17 protein-coding genes and 1 pseudogene are annotated in these 21,382 nt (G+C 72.9%); 4 read left to right on the top strand and 14 right to left on the bottom strand.

Translation table 11 applies throughout. The annotated features are described in order from the left end of the window. Nucleotides 1-48: 48 nt before the first annotated feature. Nucleotides 49-579 (bottom strand): RNA polymerase sigma factor SigE, encoded by a 531-nt coding sequence (sigE, locus tag E1289_RS11290; protein WP_131978681.1) that lies wholly within the window; start codon nt 577-579, stop codon nt 49-51. A 202-nt stretch (nt 580-781) separates the two neighbouring features. On the opposite strand from sigE, the gene E1289_RS11285 reads away from it, so the two are divergent. Next, a complete protein-coding gene (locus E1289_RS11285; RefSeq protein ID WP_131978645.1) occupies nt 782-2,374 on the top strand; it encodes an acyl-CoA synthetase in 1,593 nt (530 codons plus the stop codon). A gap of 110 nt (nt 2,375-2,484) precedes the next feature. Further along, a complete protein-coding gene (locus E1289_RS11280; protein ID WP_165970435.1) occupies nt 2,485-4,191 on the top strand; it encodes a serine/threonine-protein kinase in 1,707 nt (568 codons plus the stop codon). 3 nt (nt 4,192-4,194) lie between these two features. Here the strand turns inward: E1289_RS11280 and rho are convergent. Further along, a pseudogene (gene rho / locus E1289_RS11275) lies at nt 4,195-5,292 on the bottom strand (transcription termination factor Rho); the annotation flags it as partial. 669 nt (nt 5,293-5,961) lie between these two features. Here rho and E1289_RS11270 point away from each other — a divergent pair. Continuing rightward, on the top strand, nt 5,962-6,738 hold the full coding sequence (locus tag E1289_RS11270) for an enoyl-CoA hydratase/isomerase family protein (protein WP_131978636.1): 777 nt from the start codon (nt 5,962-5,964) through the stop codon (nt 6,736-6,738). Nucleotides 6,739-6,745: 7 nt separating this feature from the next. On the opposite strand, the gene E1289_RS11265 is transcribed toward E1289_RS11270, so the two are convergent. The 5 genes from E1289_RS11265 to E1289_RS11245 all read right to left on the bottom strand — a co-directional run bounded on the left by E1289_RS11265 (nt 6,746) and on the right by E1289_RS11245 (nt 11,146). Further along, entirely contained in the window at nt 6,746-7,639 is an 894-nt protein-coding gene (locus E1289_RS11265; protein ID WP_131978633.1) for a hypothetical protein, read from the bottom strand. A 95-nt stretch (nt 7,640-7,734) separates the two neighbouring features. Then, a complete protein-coding gene (locus E1289_RS11260) occupies nt 7,735-8,379 on the bottom strand; it encodes a response regulator transcription factor (protein WP_131978630.1) in 645 nt (214 codons plus the stop codon). Beyond that, on the bottom strand, nt 8,343-9,656 hold the full coding sequence (locus E1289_RS11255) for a sensor histidine kinase (protein ID WP_243712752.1): 1,314 nt from the start codon (nt 9,654-9,656) through the stop codon (nt 8,343-8,345). Before E1289_RS11255 ends, E1289_RS11260 begins: the two co-directional genes overlap by 37 nt. A 183-nt stretch (nt 9,657-9,839) precedes the next feature. Continuing rightward, on the bottom strand, nt 9,840-10,214 hold the full coding sequence (locus tag E1289_RS38145) for a hypothetical protein (RefSeq protein ID WP_165970434.1): 375 nt from the start codon (nt 10,212-10,214) through the stop codon (nt 9,840-9,842). Nucleotides 10,215-10,327: 113 nt separating this feature from the next. Next, nucleotides 10,328-11,146, bottom strand: coding sequence for a polysaccharide deacetylase family protein (locus E1289_RS11245; protein ID WP_243712751.1), 819 nt, complete (start codon nt 11,144-11,146; stop codon nt 10,328-10,330). 94 nt (nt 11,147-11,240) lie between these two features. Here E1289_RS11245 and E1289_RS11240 point away from each other — a divergent pair, with 94 nt between their 5' ends. Continuing rightward, entirely contained in the window at nt 11,241-12,497 is a 1,257-nt protein-coding gene (locus E1289_RS11240) for an amino acid deaminase (RefSeq protein ID WP_243712750.1), read from the top strand. A gap of 295 nt (nt 12,498-12,792) precedes the next feature. Here the strand turns inward: E1289_RS11240 and E1289_RS11235 are convergent, their stop codons facing one another. The 7 genes from E1289_RS11235 to E1289_RS11205 form a co-directional block, all read right to left on the bottom strand. Then, nucleotides 12,793-13,638: a helix-turn-helix transcriptional regulator gene (locus E1289_RS11235; protein ID WP_131978624.1), complete on the bottom strand. Its 846-nt coding sequence runs from the start codon at nt 13,636-13,638 to the stop codon at nt 12,793-12,795. A 101-nt stretch (nt 13,639-13,739) separates the two neighbouring features. Further along, nucleotides 13,740-15,383, bottom strand: coding sequence for an AMP-binding protein (locus E1289_RS11230; RefSeq protein ID WP_131978621.1), 1,644 nt, complete (start codon nt 15,381-15,383; stop codon nt 13,740-13,742). Next, nucleotides 15,380-17,107, bottom strand: a complete 1,728-nt coding sequence (locus E1289_RS11225) for an AMP-binding protein (protein ID WP_131978618.1) — start codon at nt 17,105-17,107, stop codon at nt 15,380-15,382. The genes E1289_RS11230 and E1289_RS11225 overlap by 4 nt, the downstream gene beginning before the upstream one ends. Before the next feature lie 142 nt (nt 17,108-17,249). Continuing rightward, nucleotides 17,250-19,061 (bottom strand): asparagine synthase-related protein, encoded by a 1,812-nt coding sequence (locus tag E1289_RS11220; RefSeq protein ID WP_131978615.1) that lies wholly within the window; start codon nt 19,059-19,061, stop codon nt 17,250-17,252. 144 nt (nt 19,062-19,205) lie between these two features. Continuing rightward, complete coding sequence (locus E1289_RS11215; RefSeq protein WP_131978612.1) at nt 19,206-19,976, bottom strand: antibiotic biosynthesis monooxygenase; 771 nt, start codon at nt 19,974-19,976, stop codon at nt 19,206-19,208. Between the two features lie 72 nt (nt 19,977-20,048). After that, complete coding sequence (locus E1289_RS11210) at nt 20,049-20,618, bottom strand: copper resistance CopC family protein (RefSeq protein WP_243712749.1); 570 nt, start codon at nt 20,616-20,618, stop codon at nt 20,049-20,051. Continuing rightward, nucleotides 20,615-21,325: a YcnI family protein gene (locus tag E1289_RS11205; protein WP_131978609.1), complete on the bottom strand. Its 711-nt coding sequence runs from the start codon at nt 21,323-21,325 to the stop codon at nt 20,615-20,617. The genes E1289_RS11210 and E1289_RS11205 overlap by 4 nt, the downstream gene beginning before the upstream one ends. Nucleotides 21,326-21,382 lie beyond the last annotated feature (57 nt).

Genomic DNA, 21,382 nt, shown 5'->3' with positions numbered 1-21,382 from the left:
CCGGTCACTAGTGACGCTGATCACGCCGCCGCCGTCCGGCGCCGGGGGTCAGCTCCGCGTCACCTCGGCGGGACGGCGGTGTTCCAGCGCGGCGCGGAGCTGGGCGCGGCCCCGGTGGATGCGGGAGCGCACGGTGCCGAGCTTGACGTTCAGGGTCGCGGCGATCTCCTCGTAGGACAGTTCCTCGATGTCGCACAGGACGACGGCCGCGCGGTACTCGGGGGCGAGGTCGTCCAGGGCCTGCTGGATGTCGGAGTCGAGGTGCCGGTCGTCGTAGGCCTGCTGCGGTGTCGGTTCGCGGCCCCGCAGGCGTTCGGCGGCGTCGTCGCCGAGGGCGTCGAAGCGGATGCGCTGCCTGCGCCGGGCGCGGTCGAGGAACAGGTTCGTCGTGATCCGGTGCAGCCAGCCCTCGAACGTGCCGGGGCTGTAGGAGGACAGCGAGCGGAAGACCCGGATGAAGACGTCCTGGGTCAGGTCCTCGGCATCGTGCCGGTTGCCGGTCAGGCGGTACGCCAGCCGGAACACCCTGCCCGAGTGCTCGGTGACGATCTCCTCCCACGTCGGCGGGGTCCACGCCATCGCGCCTGCGCTCACCACTACCCCCGTCTGATGCTTAATCGTTACGGCCAAGCATGCCGGTACCCAGATAAGAGCCGTGTAAGGACCGCCGGCGTGGCCGGATCGGGCGGCCGGACGGGGACGCCGGTGCGACCCGCTTCATTGGACGTCATTACAATAAACGTCCCCCGGCCCGGACCCATCCCGACGTGTGAGGACGTGCATGGTGCGAAGCTACAACCCGGCAGACCTGCTGGAGATCCTGGCCGCGGCCGGGCCGGCGCGTCCCGCGCTGGTGGCGGGCGCCGAAAGGCGTACCTACGCGCAGCTCAACGAGCGCGCGAGCAGGGTCGGGCACCATCTCGCGGCGGCGGGCGTGCGGCCGGGCGAGCACGTCGCGATCCTCGCCCACAACCGGGCCGAGTGGATCGAGGCGATGCTCGGGGCGTACAAGATCCGTGCCGTGCCGATCCCGGTCAACTTCCGGTACGTCGCCGCCGAGCTGCGGCACATCCTCGCCGACTCCGACTCGGTCGCGCTGATCGGCGAGCGTTCGCTGCTGGCGAGGGCGGCGGAGATCCGCGGCGAGCTGCCGAAGCTGCGGCACCTCGTGGTGATCGAGGACGGGGCCGTGCCGGAGGACGGGGCGGCCGGCGACATCCCGGACGCGGTCGAGTACGAGAAGGCGCTCGCCGACGCCGCCCCGGGCGACGACTTCCCGGCGCGCTCCAACGACGACCGCTACATCATGTACACCGGTGGGACGACCGGTTACCCGAAGGGCGTCGAATGGCGCTGCGAGGACATCTTCTTCGGCGCGCTCGGCGGCGGAAACGTCCTCGGCGACCCGATCGGCAGCCCCGAGGAGATCGCCGCGAACGCCGAGCAGCCGCCGATGTCCGTGCTCGACTGCGCGCCCGTCATGCACGGCGCCGGGCAATGGGTCGCGTTCATGGGTTTGTTCAGCGGCGCCAAAGTCGTCCTTTACACGGACCGCGCATTCGACGCCGACAAGGCGCTGCGGCTGCTCGCCGAAGAGCAGGCGAATGTGCTGATGCTCGTCGGTGACGTAATGGCGCGGCCGGTCGCGAAGGCACTGGCCACCGGCGAATACGACACGTCGTCGCTGTTCGCGATCGCGTCCGGTGGCGCCCCGCTGACCGAGGGCGCGAAAAAGCAGCTGCTCGACCGGCTGCCGAACGTCATGTTCCTCGACAACTACGGCGCCTCGGAGACCGGCGCGTGCGGCCCGTCCGTCGGCGGCAAGGAGGGCACGGCCCGGTTCGCGATGAAGCCGGGGATCACCGTCCTGGACGACGACCTCCGCCCCGTCGCGCCCGGCGAGATCGGCAGGCTCGCCCGCAGCGGCCACATCCCGCTCGGCTACTACAACGACCCGGAGAAGACGGCGGCGACGTTCTTCACCGGCCCGGACGGCACCCGCTGGTCGATCCCCGGCGACTTCGCGTCCCTGGAGGAGGACGGGACGATCGTGCTGCTCGGCCGCGGCTCCCTGGTGATCAACACGGGCGGGGAGAAGGTGTACCCGGAGGAGGTCGAGGTCGCCCTGAAGGACCATCCGGACGTGTACGACGCGGTCGTGGTGGGCCTGCCGGACGAGCGGTTCGGGGAGCGCGTCGCCGCCGTGATCGCGCCCCGCCCGGGTGCGGAGGTCACGCTGGAGGAGCTGACCGGATACTGCCGCGGCCGCCTCGCCGGATACAAGCTCCCGCGCCAGATCACGGTGGTGGCCGAGGTCCAGCGCACGGCCGTCGGCAAATCCGACTACAAATGGGCAAGGAGCGTTCTGGCCTAGTCGGGAGCCTTATACCACGCGCGCAGCCTTTTTCTCCGGCGGCCACCGGTCAAGAAATGATTGATGGCGACGGGGCGTCCCTTGAGCGCGGACCGGCGAGTAACTTATCCATGAGAGGAGATCGGCTGATACCGCTCGCGCGCCGGTATCGCCTGCTCTCCGTGGTCGGCAGGGGCGGCATGGGCACCGTCTGGCGGGCGTACGACGAAATGCTCGACCGGGACGTCGCCGTCAAGGAGGTGCGCCTGCCCGCGCGCATCACCCGGGGCGAGCGCCGGGTGATGTGCCGCCGCCTGCTCGCGGAGGCACGCGCCACCGCCGCGCTGCGGCACCCCGGGGTGGTCGCCGTACACGACTTCATCATCGAGGACGGCCGCCCCTGGATCGTCATGGAGTTCGTCGAGGCGTGCTCGCTCAACCGGCTCGTCGCCGAGGACGGCCCGCTCGGCGTGCGCCGGACGGCGGAGATCGGCGCGGCGGTCCTGTCGGTGCTCCGCGCGTCGCACGCCGCGGGGATCCTGCACCGCGACGTCAAGCCGAGCAACGTCCTGGTCTGCGACGACGGGCGGATCCTGCTCACCGACTTCGGCCTGGCCGTGCACATGGCCGGCGGCCGCCAGTCCGCGGACACGATGCCCGCCGGGATCGAGGGCTCCCCCGCCTACCTTTCGCCGGAACGCGTGAACGGCATGCCGGGAGGGGAGGCGTCCGACCTGTGGTCGCTCGGCGCGACGCTCTACATGGCCGTCGAGGGGTTCGCGCCGTTCCTGCGCTGCCACGCGCTGGCGTCGATGATGGCGGTCGTGCTGGGCGACTACGCGCCGCCGGAGCGGGCGGGGCCGCTGACCCCCCTCATCGAGGGGCTCCTGCGCCAGCGTCCCGAGGAGCGCCTGACGGCCGGTGCCACGGCGGAACTGCTGGGGGACGTGCTCGGGACCGTCCCGGAACCGGGCGCGACGGTGGCGAAGCCGGCCACCGCCCCCCACCGGCCACGCGGCATATCGGCGCGGCTTCCGCTGTCCCGCCCCGGTACGCCGGGGGTGCGGGACGGCCCGCGGTCACGTGTCCTCCGGGGTCCGCGCGTCCCGTGGGCGCTGCGCGGCGGGAGGCCGCCCGGCGACGTCCACGCCAAACCGCCGTGCGGTTCGCGGCGGTTCCGCGGCCGGTGGCGCAGTCGCGACGCGTGGGGTCCCCGGCACCCGGCACTCCGTCACCCGGAGGCGGCGGCGCGCGTCCCGGCGGGACGGCGGGTGCGGCCGGGTGCGGTCGCGGGCGTGGCCGCGCTGGCGGTCCTCGCGGCGGTCACCGGCACCTGGACGGCGCGCTGGACGTCGGTCGGCAAGAGCGACTCGGTCGCGCTGCGCCCGGCGGCGGGCGTGACCGTCAAGATGGCGAGGTACCGGGAGGCGGGCGCCTACTCGGTGCGCGTGCCGGTGGGCTGGCACGCCGAGCGGAGCGGCGCCGTCATGCAGTGGAAGGACGTCGAGGCCGGCCACGGGCTGCGGATCGCCCCGGCGCCGGGGGACCCCCTCGCCGGCCTCCGCGCCGCGGAGCGCGCGGCCGTGGCGGAGCACCGCTATCCCGGGTACCACCGGCTGCGGCTCGAATCCGTGCCCGAGGTCATCGCCGGCGCCGCGGAATGGGAGTTCACCTGGAAGGGAGAGCCCGGCCAGGCGTTCGCGGACGGCGTCAGGCACGTGCTGTGCAGCCGGGCCGCGGGATACGAGTTCTGCTTCTACGCCCCCGACCGGCGGTGGACACCGGGCCAGCGCCTCTACGGCCGGGTCCTGGAGTCGTTCCGCCCGGAGAGCGGCTGAGCGTCAGGTCGTCTGCTGGAGCCGCAGGAGGAACTCGGCGTTGGACGAGGTGCCCTTCATCTTCTCCAGGAGCTGCTCGACGGCCTGCTGCCTGTCCAGCCCCTGGAGGGCGCGGCGCAGGCGCCAGGAGAGCGCGAGCTCCTCGGGCGACATGAGCAGCTCGTCGCGGCGGGTGCCGGACGCCTCGATGTCCACGGCGGGGAAGACGCGGCGGTCGGCGAGGCTGCGGTCGAGCTTCAGCTCCATGTTGCCGGTGCCCTTGTACTCCTCGAAGAACACGTCGTCCATGCGGGAGCCGGTCTCCACCAGCGCGGTGGCGAGGATCGTCAGCGAACCGCCGTTCTCGATGTTGCGGGCGGCGCCGAAGAACTTCTTCGGCGGGTAGATCGCGGTCGTCGCGACGCCGCCCGCCAGGATGCGGCTGCTGGACGGGGCCGCCAGGTTGTAGGCGCGGCCGAGCCGGGTGATCGAGTCCAGCAGCATGACCACGTCGTGGCCCTGCTCGACGAGGCGCTTGGCACGCTCGACGGCCAGCTCGGCGAGGGCGGTGTGCTCCTGCGCCGGGCGGTCGAACGTCGAGTGGATGACCTCGCCGTGGATCGACCGCTCCATGTCGGTGACCTCTTCGGGGCGCTCGTCGACGAGCACGACCATGAGGTGCACCTCGGGGTTGTTCTGCGCGATGGCGTTGGCGAGGGCCTGCATGACCATCGTCTTGCCGACCTTGGGCGGCGACACGATGAGCCCGCGCTGGCCCTTGCCGATCGGCGCGACCAGGTCGATGACGCGGGTGGCTAGCGGGCCGGTGTCGAGGCGCAGCCGCTCGTCGGGGAACAGGGGGGTCAGCTTGCCGAACTCGGGGCGGTGCGCCGCCTCGGCGGGCGGCACCCCGTTCACGGTCTCGACGTGGGCGAGGGAGGAGAACTTGTCGCGGCTGGTCTTCGGCGGCCGCGCGGTTCCGGCGACGGCGTCGCCGGGACGCAGGTTGTTGGCCTTGACCTGCGTGAGCGAGACGTGCACGTCGTCCGGGCCGGTGTGGTAGCCGGAGGTGCGGACGAACGCGTGCTTGTCCTGGACGGCGAGGATGCCGTGGAAGGGAACGGCGGGCGCGTCGTCGGCGGGGCGCCGTCCCTGGCGCCCGCCTTTGCGGGCGCCCTGCGCGGTGACGCCGTGCGCCTGCGGCTTGCGTTCACCGCGGCGCTCGGCGGCGGGCCGCTCGGTGGTGAGGGTGGAAGTGGACATGCGGGTCCCTTCTCAGGCCGGTGCGGAACGCTCCGCGCGGCCCGGGGTCGAATTCCGCGTACGGCGGCGGAATCCGCGTCGTGTACGCGAGTGAGATGTGAGAAATGCAGCTCCGTTCACCGGGCTGACGTCGACTCCCTCGTGCGGCGGTTCAGGACGCCGTTCCGTGCGCACCGAACCGGGAGATCACCGGGCGCTCAGATGACCCGGGCGGGGAAGAAACGCCGTCTCCGCAAAGCGCGGCAACTCGAAGGCGCTGCCTCGACAGTACAGCACTCCGGGGCGGTTTCGCATTCCCGGAGGTCAGTGGAAAGTTCATGCGGCGGTCTCCCCGTGGCGGGCGGGCGCGCCTCCCCCGGCGCGGCCCGCCCTCGGTGATCATGGTCGGCTCGTGGACGTCACCCGGTGTGACTCCCCGTCCGGCCGCCGGGTTCGGGGCGCCGGGTCCCGATCGCGTGCCGGCACCCCGCGACCCGTCCGGCGGGCGCGGCTCCGTACGATGAGCCGCGTCGAAGCATAGGGGGGACGATGGTCGCCGGGCTGCACGCCGAGGTCGCCGACGGTGTCGGCACGGTCACGATCGACCGGCCGGCCAAGCGCAACGCCATGTCGGCGGACATGTGGCGGTCGCTGCCCGGCCTCCTGGACGATCTCGCCGCGAACCGGGCCGTGCGGGTCGTGGTGCTGACGGGCGCGGGCGGGAACTTCTGCGCGGGCGCCGACATCTCCGAGCTGGCCGACATCCACCGCGACGACGACTCGCACCTGTCGACGGTCGCCGAGCGGGCACTCGCCGCGTTCCCGAAGCCGACCCTCGCGGCGATCGAGGGGTACTGCGTCGGCGGCGGCTGCCAGCTCGCGGCGGCCTGCGACCTGCGGTTCGCGGCGGAGGACGCCCGGTTCGGCATCACCCCGGCGAAGCTCGGCCTGGTCTACCCGGCCGGGGCGACGACCCGCCTCGTCCGCCTGGTCGGCCCGTCCGCCGCGAAGTACCTGCTGTACTCGGCCGACCTCGTCGGCGCCGGGCACGCGCTGCGCATCGGGCTGCTGGACGAGGTCGTCCCGGGGGACGGCCTGCGCGAGCGGGTCGCCGAGTTCACCGGGACGCTCGCGTCCCGGTCGCTGCTCACCCAGCAGGCGACCAAGGGCGTCGTGGACACCATCACCGCCGGCGGTCCGGTCGAGGAGGAGACCCTGCGGTGGCTGAACGAGATGTCGGCCTGCGGTGAGCACGCGGAGGGCATCGCCGCGTTCCTCGAACGCCGCGCCCCCCAGTTCCCCTGGACCGGCACCCCCCGCCCCTGAGGGGCGCTCACCCGGGCGGGGTCCGGCCGGCGAGGGCGGTCAGGTCGCAGAAGCGGCCCTCGGGGAGTTGCCGCAGGCGGCGTGCCCCGCTCTCCGGGTCGTCGAGGAGGCGGGCGCTCTCGGGGCGGAGCAGGTCGGCCAGCGGCAGCACCCCGCACACCAGCGACTCCGGCGTCCGGACGATCACGAGCGGCCCGAGCCGGGCCCCGCCGCGGCCGGTGTCGCGGAGGGCGGCCAGCAGCGGCCGGGCCTTCTCGACCGAGACGGCGCAGTCCGTTCGCAGCCCCCGCACCAGTTCGAGGAAGTCGTGTTCGAGGGCGCGCGGGCTGCGGCCCGACAGGTAGTAGCGGTCCCCGTCGGTCAGCTCCACGCGCAGCCCGTGCCGCTCGGCGAACCGCTCGTAGGGGCCGGTCAGGCCGTGCCGCCCGGCCGGCGGCCGGACGGTGAGGGAGCCGGCGACGACGTCGGCGGGAGCGGCGCCGAGGGACGCGGCGACGGCCTGGTCGAGCCGCCCCACCAGGTGCGCGCGGATCCCGGCGACCTCGGCGGCCAGCCGCTCCACGGCGGTGCGCTGCAGGTCGGCGGCCTCCCGCTGGCGGTTCAGCCGGTCGTTGACGTCCGGCACCATCCGGTCGTTGATCTGCGAGATCAGCGACCGGATCCGGGCGTCGGCCTCGCCCAGCGCCGCGCGGTCGCGGTCCTGGTCACGGGCGAGCTCGTCCAGCCGTTCCCGCTGGGACGCGCGGAAGCCCTCCAGTTCGTCCCGCGTGCCCTTCAGCGCGCGGAGCTGGGTGCGGATGTCGGCGATCTCGGGCGCGCCCGGCGAGCGCCTGCGCTCGAACGCCAGATACAGCTCCCGCCCGGCGATCGCCAAGCAGAGCAGGACCAGAACCACCGTCATCGTGCCCTCCCGGCGCCATCGCCGAGCAAACATAATCCACCCGGCGCGTACCGGATAGACCGATATGTCGGGATGGCAGGTGTTCCGGGGCGGGGTCAGCGGTTGAGGTAGGCGAGAACGGCCAGCACGCGGCGGTTGTCGTCCCCGGTGACCGGCAGGTCGAGCTTGGCGAAGATGTTCGCGGTGTGCTTGGTCACCGCCCGTTCGGTGACGACGAGCCGTTCCGCGATCGCGGCGTTGGAGCGGCCCTGCGCCATCAGCTCCAGCACCTCCGTCTCGCGCGGGGTGAGGCGGCTCAGCGGGGTGCCGCGGGTGCCGCTGGCGACCAGCCGGGAGATCACCTCGGGGTCCATCGCGGTACCGCCCGCCGCCACCCGGCGGACCGCGTCCACGAACTGCGCCGCGTCGAACACCCGGTCCTTCAGCAGGTAGCCGATGGCGCCGCTGCCGTCGGCGAGCAGCTCCCGCGCGTAGAGCTGCTCGACGTACTGCGACAGCACCAGGACCGGCAGGCCCGGGACCTGCCGGCGCGCCTCCAGCGCGGCCTGCAGCCCCTCGTCGGTGAAGGACGGCGGCAGGCGCACGTCGACCACCGCCACGTCCGGGCGGTGGTCGAGCAGTGCCTTCAGGAGCGAGGGGCCGTTGTCGACGGCGGCCGCGATCTCGAAGTCGTGCGACTCCAGGAGGCTGACCAGGCCCTCCCTCAGGAGGGCGAGGTCTTCGGCGAGGACAACGCGCACGGCAGCTCCATGGTCACGATCGTCGGGCCGCCCGGCGGCGAACTCACGGCGAGCACTCCGTCGAATGTACCGATCCGGCGCTCGATTCCGCGCAGGCCCGTGCCGCCCTCCAGTGTCGCGCCGCCGCGGCCGTCGTCGGTGACGGAGATCCGCAGCGTGCCGTGCTCGTACCGCATGTCGATCCAGACGCGGGACGCGCCGGAGTGCTTGGCGGCGTTGGTGAGGATCTCCGAGACCGCGAAGTAGGCGGCGGACTCGACCGGCGCGTCCGGCCGCGCGGGCAGGTCGGCGGCCACCTCGACGCGCAGCGGGTGGTCGAGCGCCAGGGCCTTGACGGCGTCGCCGATGCCGCGGTCGGCGAGGACCGGCGGGTGGATGCCGCGGACGAGGTCGCGCAGCTCGTGCAGTGCCTTCGCCGACGACGCGCGGGTCTCGGCCAGCAGGATCCGGGCCTTCTCGGGGTCCTTGTCCAGCAGGTGCTCGATCGCGCCGAGGCTCATGCCCATCGCGACGAGCCGGGCCTGCGCGCCGTCGTGCAGGTCGCGCTCGATGCGGCGCAGCTCGGCGGCGGACGCGTCCACGGCCTCCGACCTGGTCTCGGTGAGGTGCCGGACGCGCAGCGCCAGCTCCGACTTCTCGGTCGGGCCGAGCAGCAGCCTGCCCCAGCGGCCGTAGACGTCCATCATCTTCGGCGCGATGGCGAACCCGGCGGCGGTGAAGGCGGTCGCGAGGACGACCGTGGACGTCAGCAGGCCGCCGTCGCTCTCGTAGCCGGGCTGGACGTGGATCCACCCGTACCACTCCGCGCCGCCGTAGCCGGTGATCACCCCGCCGGCGAACGCCGCGAGGAGCACCCCCCACACCCCGTAGACGATGAGCAGGGCGGGCAGCGCGGCCGTGAACAGCACGACGATCGGGTCGGCGAGCATCCACAGGTAGTCCCGCCAGGTGGCGGGGTCGGTGAACCGCGTGACGAACCGCTTGAGCACACCCTGGGCGCCGGGCTCGTACTCGGGTTCGGGCAGGTAGGGGCGCGTGATCCGGACGCCGGTCCAGCGGCCGATCAGGTCGCGGTACACGTCGGCCTGGTTGCGCAGCAGCGTCACCGCGGACGGGAAGAGCAGCACCCCGATCAGGCTTGTGATCATGGAGATGACCGTGATGAACCACAGGCCGACGAACATCGCCGGGACACCGAGCAGCCCCAGCTTGGCGCCGCGCCACGGCGACCTGAGGTGCTGTTGCAGCCGGGTCTCTTTAAGAAGTTCAGCGTCCACCGGGTCCTCCGCGGGTCTCTTGCCGTCTGGAGTCCCAGTCTTCTGGCGAGAACCCACGAGCACAGTGTGCCCCCAACCCGGAGCGGGGGTGTAGTTAGGTGCACCCGGGCCCGCCGTGACGCGGCTCGCCCGTCCGCGGCCGCGAGGCCGGGACGGGCGAGGCCGGTGGGCCCGCGGGCGGGGTCACCGCGCCGCCGGCTCCGTTTCGCGGCCGCGGGTGCGGAAGGCCGTGACCAGGGCCGCGGTGCCCGCGACGACGGCCACGGCGGCGCCGCCCGTCCGGACCGCGGCCCCGGCGATCTCGCCGAACGTGTCGGCGTCGAGCGCGCCGCCCACGGCGCCGGGCATCTCGGCCAGCCCGCCGAGGACGGCGAGCACGAGCACCCAGCGCCACCGCGTCACGACGATCAGGGCGGCCACCACCAGCAGGATGACCAGGCCGGGCGGCACGGGCGGCATGTCCACCCCGGCGACCTTCTGGACCAGCAGGCCGACGGCCCCGGTGACCAGCCCGGTGACCGTGATCAGTGTGGCCGTGTTGAGGGGGTTCCTGCGCATGACTGCACTCCTTGCTCCGGAGATCGACCGATACCGGGATCGTCCGGTGCGGGTGCGGCCCCCGTCGTCGTCCGCCGGAGGGCTTCGCCGCTACGCCGCCGGGAGTAGCGGGCTCAGAGCGCCACGAAGGTCAGGCCGCGCTTCTTCAGCTTCGGGATGACGTCCTCCAGCGCCTTCAGCGTCTGGGCGCGGTCGCCGCCGCCGTCGTGGCACAGGAGTATCTCGCCGTCCTTGCCCTTGAGCAGCGCCTTGCGGATGCGCCGGACGCCCGGCCGCGCCCAGTCGCGCGGGTCGACGGCCCAGTCGATCGGCAGCATGCCGTGCTCGGCGGTGACCTCCAGGACGGTCTTGGACCAGGCGCCGCCCGGCGACCGGAAGAACTGCGGGACGACGCCGGTGGCGTCGGCGATCCGGTCGTGCGCGTCGCCGATCTCCGTGCGCACCCGCTTCCGGGACAGGCCCGCGATCGACATCGGATGCGTCTCGGTGTGGTTGCAGATCTGGTGCCCGGCGTCGGCGATGCGGCGGGTGAGCCTCGGATGCTCCTTCACCTGCTCGCCGATGATGAAGAACGTCGCGTGGACCTGCTGCTCGGCCAGCAGGTCGAGGATCCGCGGCGTCCACTTCGGGTGCGGCCCGTCGTCGAGGGTCAGCGCGATCGACTTCGGCGGCGGCGGCGGGGACAGCTGCGACAGCTCCTGGACGGGCGTCTTCAGCGCGGTCAGCTTCCCCGGCGTCCACGCGGCGGGACGGGGGGTCGGTTTCGGCGTCGGGGTCGGCGTGACGGCCGGCCGTGCGCGGGCGGTGGTCTGTGCCGCGGCCGCCGTCCCGGATCCGGCTCGCGGGCGGGCGGCGTCCGCCCCGAGGGCGGTGAGGCCGGCGCACGCGCCGAGCAGCCAGAGAGCTTTGCGGCGGGATGTCCCACCTGCCACATCAACCTCCACATCGCCCACGCTATCGGGGTTTTGAGTGGGTAGGAGGTTGCTATGGGATCTCGATCCGGTGGACCTTTGCGGGAGGTCGTAAGTGGGGATTGACGGCACGGCGGTGGACGCGCTCGGCGAAGAACGGCTCGACTGGCGGTTCAAGGCGATCCCGGTGTGGGCGCACGGCATGACGGTCGCCGAGGCCCGCCGGGCGCGGCTGCCCCTGGACGACTTCGGGACGCCGCTGCTCACCCTGGACGCGGGCGCCCTCGACCACAACGTCCGGACCATGGCGGAGTGGGCGGCGGCGGCCGGGCTCGACCTCGCCCCGCACGGCAAGACCACGATGGCCCCGGCGCTGTGGCGGACGCAGCTGGACGCCGGCGCCTGGGGCATCACGCTCGCGAACCTGCCGCAGCTCCGCGTCGCCCGCGCGTTCGGCGTCCGCCGCGTCGTGCTCGCCAACACCCTCCTCGACCCGGCCGGGCTCGCCTGGCTGGCGGCCGAGCTGGAGCTGAACCCCGGGTTCGAGTTCCTGTGCTGGGTCGACTCCGTGCGCGCGGTCGAGCTGATGGACGAGGCGCTGCGCCTGGCCCGCGGGCAGCGCCCGGTCGACGTGTGCGTCGAACTCGGCGGCCCCAACGGGCGCACGGGCGTCCGCGACGACGGCGACGCGCGCGAGGTCGCCGCCGCCGTCCGCGGCGCCCGCACCCTCCGGCTCGCCGGGATCGCCGGATACGAGGGCGCCCTCGCGCGGGACGCGTCCGAGGAGGGGCGCGGCACCGTGGACGCCTACCTGCGCAGGCTCGCGAACCTGCACGGCGGGCTGGACTACGAGGTGGGCGAGCCGGTCGTGTCGGCGGGCGGCAGCTCGTTCTTCGACCAGGTCGCGGAGGTCCTCGGCGGGCTCGCGGGCCGGGTCGTGCTGCGGTCGGGCGCGTACATCGTCCACGACGACGGCTTCTACCGGGGCATCTCGCCGTTCGCGCGGGGCACGGGCGGCGCCGGGTCGCGGCTGCGCTCGGCCATGCACGGGTGGGCGCGCGTCGTGTCCCGCCCGGAGCCGGCCCTCGCGATCCTGGACGCGGGCCGCCGCGACCTGCCCTTCGACGCGGGCCTGCCCGGGCCGCAGTTCGTGCGGGGGAGGGGCGCCGGGCCCGTGGAAGGCGCCCGGATCACCGCGCTCAACGACCAGCACGCCTACCTGGTGGACGGCTCCGCCGAGGTCGGCGACGTGGTGCGGCTCGGGCTGTCGCACCCGTGCACGGCCCTCGACAAGTGGACGCTGATCCCCGTCGTGGACGACGCCGCCGCCGAAAGCCCCGCCGTCGTGGACTACGTCCGGACGTGGTTCTGACCGAGCAGCGACCTGACGTGCGCGAGGACCGGGGCGCTGAGCTTGGGGTCGCAGAGGTGTTACGGTTTCCAGTGCGAAATCGAGGGCCGGACGTCCCATGCCGGAACTAGGCGGGACGCCCGTGCGACCACGGCCCGGCGCAGCCGGCGCTTGGTGACCGATCCGTCCAGGCAGTGCGCCACGGGGGCCGATCTGTGCTGGACATCACCGAACGCCAGGCTGACCCCGTCGCCGGCCAGGGTCACCACCAGAAAGGTCCGCGCGGCCCCGCGGTGCCTTAAGGCCCTCCCTGTTCTCAAGGCAGGAGGCCCGCTCGGCGGGCGGTGGTGACCGCCTCCAGGCGGGTGTGGCTGTCGAGCTTGCGCATCGCCGAGCGCAGGTAGCTCTTCACCGTCTCCGGGAGCAGGCCGAGGCGCCCGGCGGCCTCCGCGTTGGTGCAGCCGACCGCGACGTACGACAGGACGTCCAGCTCGCGGGGCGACAGCGCGGGGCGCGGGGAGGCGTCCGGCTCGTCCAGCCCCGCGGCGGCCAGCCGCAGCGACGCCTCGCGCAGCCGGTCGCGCGTCGGCGGGTCCGCGACCTCCTCCGCCAGCGCCCGCAGTTCCGCGTGGACGGCCCTGACCTCCTCCCACCGGGCCGTGGACGTGCCCGGCCGGGCGCGGGCCAGCGCCTCGTCCGCCCTGTCCCGGACGGCGAGGTCCTGTTCGAGGTCGCGGGCGGCGTCGACGGCGGCGCCCACGACGCGGTCGGCGAGCGACAGGGGTTCGCGCAGCGCCCCGTAGAGCACGCCGCGGACCCGCCGCCGCACGACGACCGGCACCGCGACGATCGACAGCAGCCCCTCCCGGCCGACGGGCTTGTCGTAGTCGTGGCTGATCGACGCCGAGCACGGGTAGTTGCTCACCCAGAGGGGGCGCCCCATCGCCATCGCCTTGCCGCCGAGGCCGCTGCCGCTGTGCACGACCAGGCCGTTCAGCGAGTCGGTGGTGTTGCCGACCAGCTCGGTGATGCGCAGGCGGTCCGGCCCGCCGCCGGACACCGCGCCCCCGCGCACGGCGCCGCCGAACACCATGGGAAGGCCGGTCGCGCGCTGGAGCGCCAGTACCGCCGACCGGACGGAACCCGCGTCGTCGCGCGACATGCTGGGGGGACGGCCCCTCGGTGTAGGCGCACCCATGACCCGAGGATGCCTCGCCCGGGACCCGTCTCGAAAGGGTCCTGGGCCCTAGAACCCGGCCCTTGTCAGCGGCGGCCGGTCTCGGGCCGGTCGGGCAGTCCGAGGATGGCGGCGGCCTCGTCGCGCATCTGCACCTTGCGGACCTTGCCGGTGACCGTCATGGGGAACTCGTCCACCACGTGCACGTAGCGGGGGATCTTGAAGTGGGCGAGCCTGCCCTCGCAGAACGCGCGCAGCTCCCCGGCGGTGAGGCCCGGCGCGCCCTCGCGCAGCCGCACCCACGCCATGAGCTCCTCGCCGTACTTCTCGTCGGGGACGCCGATGACCTGCGCGTCCACGATGTCGGGGTGGGTGTAGAGGAACTCCTCGATCTCGCGCGGATAGATGTTCTCGCCGCCCCGGATGACCATGTCCTTGATGCGGCCGGTGATGGTGACGTAGCCGTCGTCGTCCATCACCGCGAGGTCGCCGGTGTGCATCCAGCGGGCCGCGTCGATGGCCTCCGCCGTCCGGTCCGGCTCCTCCCAGTAGCCGAGCATCACCGAGTAGCCGCGGGTGCAGAACTCGCCCGGCGCGCCGCGCGGGACCGTGACCCCGGTCGCCGGGTCGACGATCTTGATCTCCAGATGCGGATGGACGGTCCCGACCGTCGACACGCGGCGGTCGAGGGAGTCGCCCGCGCGGGTCTGCGTCGACACCGGCGACGTCTCCGTCATGCCGTAGCAGATCCCGACCTCGGCCATCCCGAGCCGCTCGATGACCTGCTTCATCACCTCGACCGGGCACGGCGACCCGGCCATGATGCCGGTGCGCAGGGCGGACAGGTCCAGGTCGGCCAGCGACGGCTCGGCCAGGACGGCGATGAACATCGTCGGCACCCCGTACAGCGACGTGCACCGTTCGGCCGCCACCGCCTCCAGCGTCGCCTTCGGGTGGAACGCCGGCGCGGGGATCACGACGCAGGCGCCGTGGCTGGTGGCCGCCAGGTTCCCCATGACCATGCCGAAGCAGTGGTAGAAGGGCACCGGGACGCACACGCGGTCCTCTTCGTCGTAGCCGCAGAGCTCACCGACGAAGTAGCCGTTGTTGAGGATGTTGTGGTGCGACAGCGTCGCGCCCTTGGGAAAGCCCGTCGTCCCGGACGTGTACTGGATGTTGATCGGGTCGTCGGGGCTGAGCGTCAGGCCGATCCCGTTGAGGGCGGACGGGTCGCCCGCCCGGCCCGACTCCACGAGCGCGTCCCACTCCGGGCCGCCGATCAGCACGACGTCCTGGAGCGCGGGGCATTTCGGCCCGACCTCCTCGATCATCGCCGCGTAGTCCGACGTCTTGAACGACTTCGCCGCCACCAGCGTCCGGATGCCCGCCTGGTTGAGGACGAACTCCAGCTCGTGGACGCGGTACGCGGGGTTGATGTTGACGAGGATCGCGCCGAGCTTGGCGGTGGCGTACTGCACGAGCATCCACTCGGCGCAGTTCGGCGCCCAGATCCCGACGCGGTCTCCCTTGGCGATGCCGAGGCCGCGCAGGCCGAGCGCGACGGCCGCCACGTCGTCGGAGAACCGCTCGTAGGTCCAGCGGCGGCCGGTGGCCATCTCGACGAGCGCGTCGCGTTCGGGGAACGCGGCGACCGTCTTGTCGAGGTTCGCGCCGATCGTGTCGCCGAGCAGCGGGGCGGCCGAGACGCCGGACGCGTAGGACGGCGTCATCGCAGGTCCTCCTCTCGGAACTCGTTGTCGGGACGGTCACCGATGTCGTTCCGGGGGGTGTGGGGGGTCGTCCCCCCACCGGGAATCGAACCGGGGTCCTTGGCGAACTCGCCGGCCCGCAGCTCCACGCGGCGGATCTTGCCGGAGATCGTCTTCGGCAGCTCGCCGAACTCCAGCCGCCGGATCCGCTTGTACGGCGACAGCTGCGCCCGGCTGTGCTCGAAGATCGCCTTCGCGGTCGCGGCGTCCGGCTCCCAGCCGTTCGCGAGCGTCACGTACGCCTTCGGCACGGCCGCCCTGACCGGGTCGGGCGACGGCACCACCGCGGCCTCCGCCACCGCCTCGTGCTCGATCAGCACGCTCTCCAGCTCGAACGGCGAGATCTTGTAGTCGGACGCCTTGAACACGTCGTCGGCCCGCCCGACATAGGTGATGTACCCATCTTCGTCGCGGGAACCGATGTCGCCCGTGTGGTAGTAGCCGCCCGCCATGGCCTCCTCGGTGCGCGCCTCGTCGCCGTGGTAGCCGACCATCAGCCCGAGCGGGCGGTCCTCCAGCTCAAGGCAGATCTCGCCCTCGTCCCCCGGCAGCCCGGTCAGCGGGTCGATCAGCACCACCCGGTAGCCGGGCGCGGCGCGTCCCATCGAGCCCGGCTTGACGGGCTGGCCGGGCGTGTTGGCGATCTGCACGGTCGTCTCGGTCTGCCCGAACCCGTCCCGGATCGTCCGGCCCCACGCGTCCCGGACCCGCTCGATCACCTCAGGGTTGAGCGGCTCGCCGGCCGCCACGACCTCCCGGGGCGGGGTGGCGAGCCGCCCCAGGTCGGCCTGGATCAGCATCCGCCACACCGTCGGCGGCGCGCAGAAGCTCGTGACGCCGCAGCGTTCGAGGGTGTCGAGCAGCCGGTCCGCGTCGAACCGGGTGTAGTTGAAGATGAACACGCACGCCTCGGCGTTCCACGGCGCGAAGATGTTGCTCCACGCGTGCTTGGCCCACCCCGGCGACGAGATGTTCAGGTGGACGTCCCCGGGCCGCAGCCCGAGCCAGTACATCGTGGACAGGTGCCCCGCCGGGTAGGTCGCGTGCGTGTGCTCGACGAGCTTCGGCTTCGCCGTCGTCCCGGACGTGAAGTACAGCAGCAGCGTGTCCCGCGACATGGTGAGGCCGTAGGGCGTGAACGACTCCGCCTCCTCGTACGCGCCGGCGTAGTCCACCCACCCGTCCACCGGGCCGCCCACGGCGATCTTCGTGTACTCGCCCTGGACGCCGTCGAACTTGCCGGTGTCGGCGGACGAGACGACCACGTGCCGGGCGTCGCCGCGCGTCAGCCGGTCCTGGAGGTCCGCGGTGCCGAGCAGCGGCGTGCACGGGATCAGGATCGCGCCGATCTTCATCGCGGCCAGCACGGTCTCCCACAGCTCGACCTGGTTGCCGAGCATCAGGATGATCCGGTCGCCGCGCCGCACCCCGGCCCGCCGCAGCAGGTTCGCCGCCTGGTTCGACCGCCGCGACAGGTCCGAGAAGGAGTACCTGGCCTCCGAGCCGTCCTCCTCGACGATCCACAGCGCGGGCGAGTCGTTGCTGTCGGCGACCTTGTCGAACCAGTCCAGCGCCCAGTTGAAGCCGGTCAGCACCGGCCAGCGGAACTTCTCGTACGCGGTCGCGTAGTCATCACGATGCGCGAGCAGGAAGTCGCGCGCCGCACGGAACTCGACTGCGGGCATGGTCTCTCCTCGAAGCCGCACGGACACCCGGTACGAGGATCGTCGCCATACCGCGTGACGTACGCCACCCCCGAACGGGGGTATCGGCGCGTTTCTTTAAGGTCGGCCGAAGCTTCGTTTGGCGACGCGAGGTGAACGGCGGCTACGGGGCGGGGACCTCGATGTCCGGGAGGTCGGCCGGTTCGGGTTCGCGCCAGGCGCCCGACAGCAGGACGCTCAGCGAGAGCAGGTGCCAGCTCTGGCCGGGGCGGCGCGGCGGCACCTCGGCCAGCCGCCGCTCCACGGCGCCGCGGTCGAGGATGGAGAACAGCTCGGGCGGCCCGTCCAGGATGTGCTCGCGGAACACGTCCGCGAGCTCCGGACCGTACGACTTGCGCCAGTTGAACCCGCCGGCCGGCGTGCTCGGCGGGGTGGCGCGGCGCCGCCAGCCCGGCCACTCGCGAAGCGAGCGGGGCCGCCGCTGCTCGAACCGCCACCGCTTGCCGTCGAACGGGATGTCGCGCAGTTGCGGCGCGAGCATGTGCATGACCAGCGCGAGCGGCTCCTCGCTCAGCCGCCACTCCACGGGCAGCGCCAGCGCGGCCCGCGCCACGCGGTTGTCGAGGAAGGGGTGGTAGTAGGCCCAGTTCATCAGCGTCGCCGTGTGGGAGCCCGCGAGCCAGCGGCCGGTCTTGTAGAACATGTGCAGCTTGTCGAGGATGTCGACGCCGTCGCGCTCGTAGCGGTCGGCCCACCGGTCGTAGTAGCGCTGGGCGTAGGCGTTGGCGTCCGCGGTGAGGAACTCGCGCTGGGCCAGGAAGACGGTCCTGAGGCGGCGGTGGACGCCGTCGCGGGTCAGGTCGGGCTGGTCGGACAGGAAACCGCCCCGCAGCCGCTCCCCGCCGGAGCCCGAACTGCGCGGCTCGGGGTCGAAGGGCGCCCACCGGTTGACGCCCTCGTAGGCCGAGTTCATGCCCTCGCACATGCGGACCAGGGCGTGGGCGCGACGCAGCGGGTGCCGGACGACGACCGCACCGGACCGCTGCTTGTCGATCGTCACCTCGCACTCCACCCCCAGGACCTCGGCGACCCGCTGCGCCAGCAGCACGTCGGGGCTGTCGGCCAGGCCGTGGGTCGCCCCGAAGAACGGCACCCCGGCGGCGTGGCAGGCGGCGGCGATCAGCCGGCTGTCGCGGCCCCCGGACAGCGCCAGCCGCATCGGCCGGTCGTGCCACTTGAACGGCTCCACGGCCGCCAGCAGCGCCTCGGCCAGCGGCTCCACCCGTTCCCGGGCCTCCCCGCGGCCGCGCGGCGCCCGTCCCTGCTCGGGCAGCGGGCGCTGGACGACGCCGACCGCGCGGCCGCGCCGCGCGACGAGCGTGGCGGCGTTCGGCACCGCCCGCACGCCTTCGAACGGCGTCTCGTCGGAGACGAAGAACCCGTGCCGGACCATCGACTGCAGTGCCATCACGTCGTAGGCGGGCGCCGGGCGGCTCAGCCCGGTCGCCGCGGCGCGCGCCGCCAGGTGCGCCAGCAGGGCGCGGGACGCGGCGAACCGCAGACCGCCCGCCTCGGCGTGGTAGACGGGGCAGGCGCGGGTGACGGACGTGGCGGCCTCGAAGCCGTCCGGCCCGGCGCGGAACACCGAGAAGCAGCCGCCGATGTCGTCGAGGTCGTCCCCGAGGGCCGCGGCGTCCAGCAGCAGGTCGGCGTCGCCCTTGCCGCCCAGGTAGCCGCAGTAGCTCAGGACGCGGTCACCGGAGGTGAGGAGCGGGTCCGGGAACGGGTCCTCGGGAGGCTCGTTCGACCAGGCGAGCAGTGCGGTACCGCCATCGGGGGAGATCCACTCGGCGGTCCGCCAGCGGTCGGCGGGCGCGGGCACCGCCTCGGCGATGGCCCACCGGGCCGCCTCCAGCACCTCGTGCGGGATCGGCTCATCGGGTTCCCGTGCGGAGACGGCCAGGCAAGCGCGCATACGCGGCACCCAACCACCACCGGGCGAACGGACCATGAACGCAGGCCGAAGCGCTCGCCATGAAAGGTCTCCCTCACCGAGGCGAGTACATCAACGTGCCGCCCTCCCGGTGCGGGAGGACGGCACGTCTCGCGTGGAGCTCGGTCAGGGGCTGGTGGGGATGTAGGGCGGGGCGACGCCCCAGTCCCAGTGGGGCATCGGAGCTTCAAGGGGCGGCTCGGCGTCCGGCTGGGAGTTGGTGAGGGCGATGCGGGTCCCCCACTCGATGTAGGACGTGAACGCGGCGCGGAACTCCGGGTCGGCGGGGAGGCCGGTCTCGTCCGCGGCGTCCATCAGCAGGGAGACCCAGCGGCGCCGCTGCGGTTCGGTGATGGCCCTGCCGAGGTGCTGCCGGACCATGTGGTGGTATCCGCCGCGCTCGCGGCCGTACCGCTCGGGGCCGCGGAACACCTCGCCCAGCCAGATCGCGACCCACTTCGGGTGGCCGGGTGCCATGTGCTCGAACAGGGGCCTGAGCAGGTCGTCCTTGAGGACGTTCGTGTAGAAGACCTCGGTGAGGCGTTCGAGTGCCTCGCCGCCGCCCGCCCACTCGTACATCGTCGGGACGGACGAGCCTGTGCCGCGCACGGACGTCCGCTCGTAGTGCCGCATCTCCTCGATGGCCTGGACGTACGGCTTGATCTCGGCGAAGAACGCGGGGAAGTGCTCGCCGCCCCGGAAGCCCTTCATGTGGTCGTCGGCGGACGTCCAGCCGATGCGCAGGACGTAGCCGCCGGGCTCCTCGACGCACCGGGACAGTTCGTAGTCCACGCACTGTGGTGCGGCGGCGAGCGCGGCGGACGCCCGCGCGTAGGCGGCCTCGAACTCCTCGGCCGCCCGCGGGTCGATGCGGTAGCGGATGTACTCGACGATCATTCGGCCCCCAAGGGTGCAACCGGTCGGGTAATCACCGTAATCATGTAATCACCCGACCGGTAGCCGAATCGATCAGTTCTCGGACGCCGTGGAGCGGCGGAGCCAGGCGATCGCGCCGGCCGCCGCGCCGATGACGAGGGCGATCAGGCCGATCCACAGCCAGCCCGACGAGCCGCCCGAATCCTCCGAGGACGCGGCGTTGGTCGCGGTCGGTGCCGGGGCCGGGGGCTCGGCCGCGGCACTGGACGGGGCGCTGGACGGGGCGGCGGACCCGGCGGGCGCGCCCTCCACGGTGAACTTGTAGGTGCCCTGGATCGGGTGGCCGTCCGACGACACGACGCGCCACGCGACCGTGTACTCGCCGTTGGGCATGGTCCCGTTGAGCGCCACCGTGACCTTGTTGTCGACCGCCTCAGGAGCTCCCGTCAAGAACCGCTTCTCGGCCGTGTCCGTGACGACCACGCGCGGTAGCCGCACCGGGGCCGAGAAGGTCAGTTCGATCTCCGGCGGCGCCTCGACGGTCGCGTCCTTCTTCGGGCTCGAACCGGTCAGGGTGTCGTGCGCCGATGCCGGGGCCGCGAACAGCGCCGACAGCGCGACGGTCAGCGTCATCGCCGCGGCCAGCCTCGCCATGCGGATCATGCCTTGCTCCTCGCTCGTGCCATGCCGGCTCCGCCGACTCCGATGCCGACCACTCCGACGGCGATGCCGACGCCGCCGAGCAGGCGGGCCGTCCCGTCGTCGGCGGACGCCGCCGCGGGCTCGGCGGGCTTCTGCTGTGCGGTCAGCCCGGCGGTCTCCGTGCCACCCTCGGGAAGCAGCCTAAGAACCGGGGCGGGGTGCTCGGGCTCCTCCGCGCCCTCCGCCGGCGGCTCCTCCGCCCACTTGACGACCTCGCCGTTCGAGTACGTCTGGTCCGCCTTGAAGACCATCCGGTCGGTGTCGGTGGGCAGCCGGCCCATGGAGACGTCGAACTCCTCGAACTCGCCGGGCTCGATCTCACCGCCCGACCAGGTGATCTTGCTGACGGCCTCGGTCAGCTTGCCGCCGTGCGCCTCGATCGGCTCGGCCAGCTTGGACTTCTCCACCTGCACCTTCCAGCCGGGCACGGGACGGACCGACACCGACGACAGCGGGTGCTCGGCCGGGAGGTGCACCACGACCTTCGTGGTGGACGCGTTGTCCCGCTCGTTCGGCACCCGGAACGCGACCTTGGCGTACGAGCCCTGCTCGGCGCTCTTCGGGTTGGCGGTGACGTGCGCGGACGCGGCCGTGGCCAGGCCCGTGACCGAGATCGCGGCGAGGGACGCGACCGCGCCCGCCCGGCGGGCATGCGGAATGAAGGACATGACGGAACTCCGTTCGAGTCGTACGGGAAGACGCGGGAGCGCCGTGGTCCGGCGTCC

This window comes from Actinomadura sp. 6K520 (genome assembly GCF_004349245.1).
Classification (GTDB): Bacteria; Actinomycetota; Actinomycetes; order Streptosporangiales; family Streptosporangiaceae; genus Spirillospora.
The sequence above is the reverse complement of the archived record's forward strand: the minus strand, read 5'-3'. Positions and strand labels throughout refer to the sequence as shown.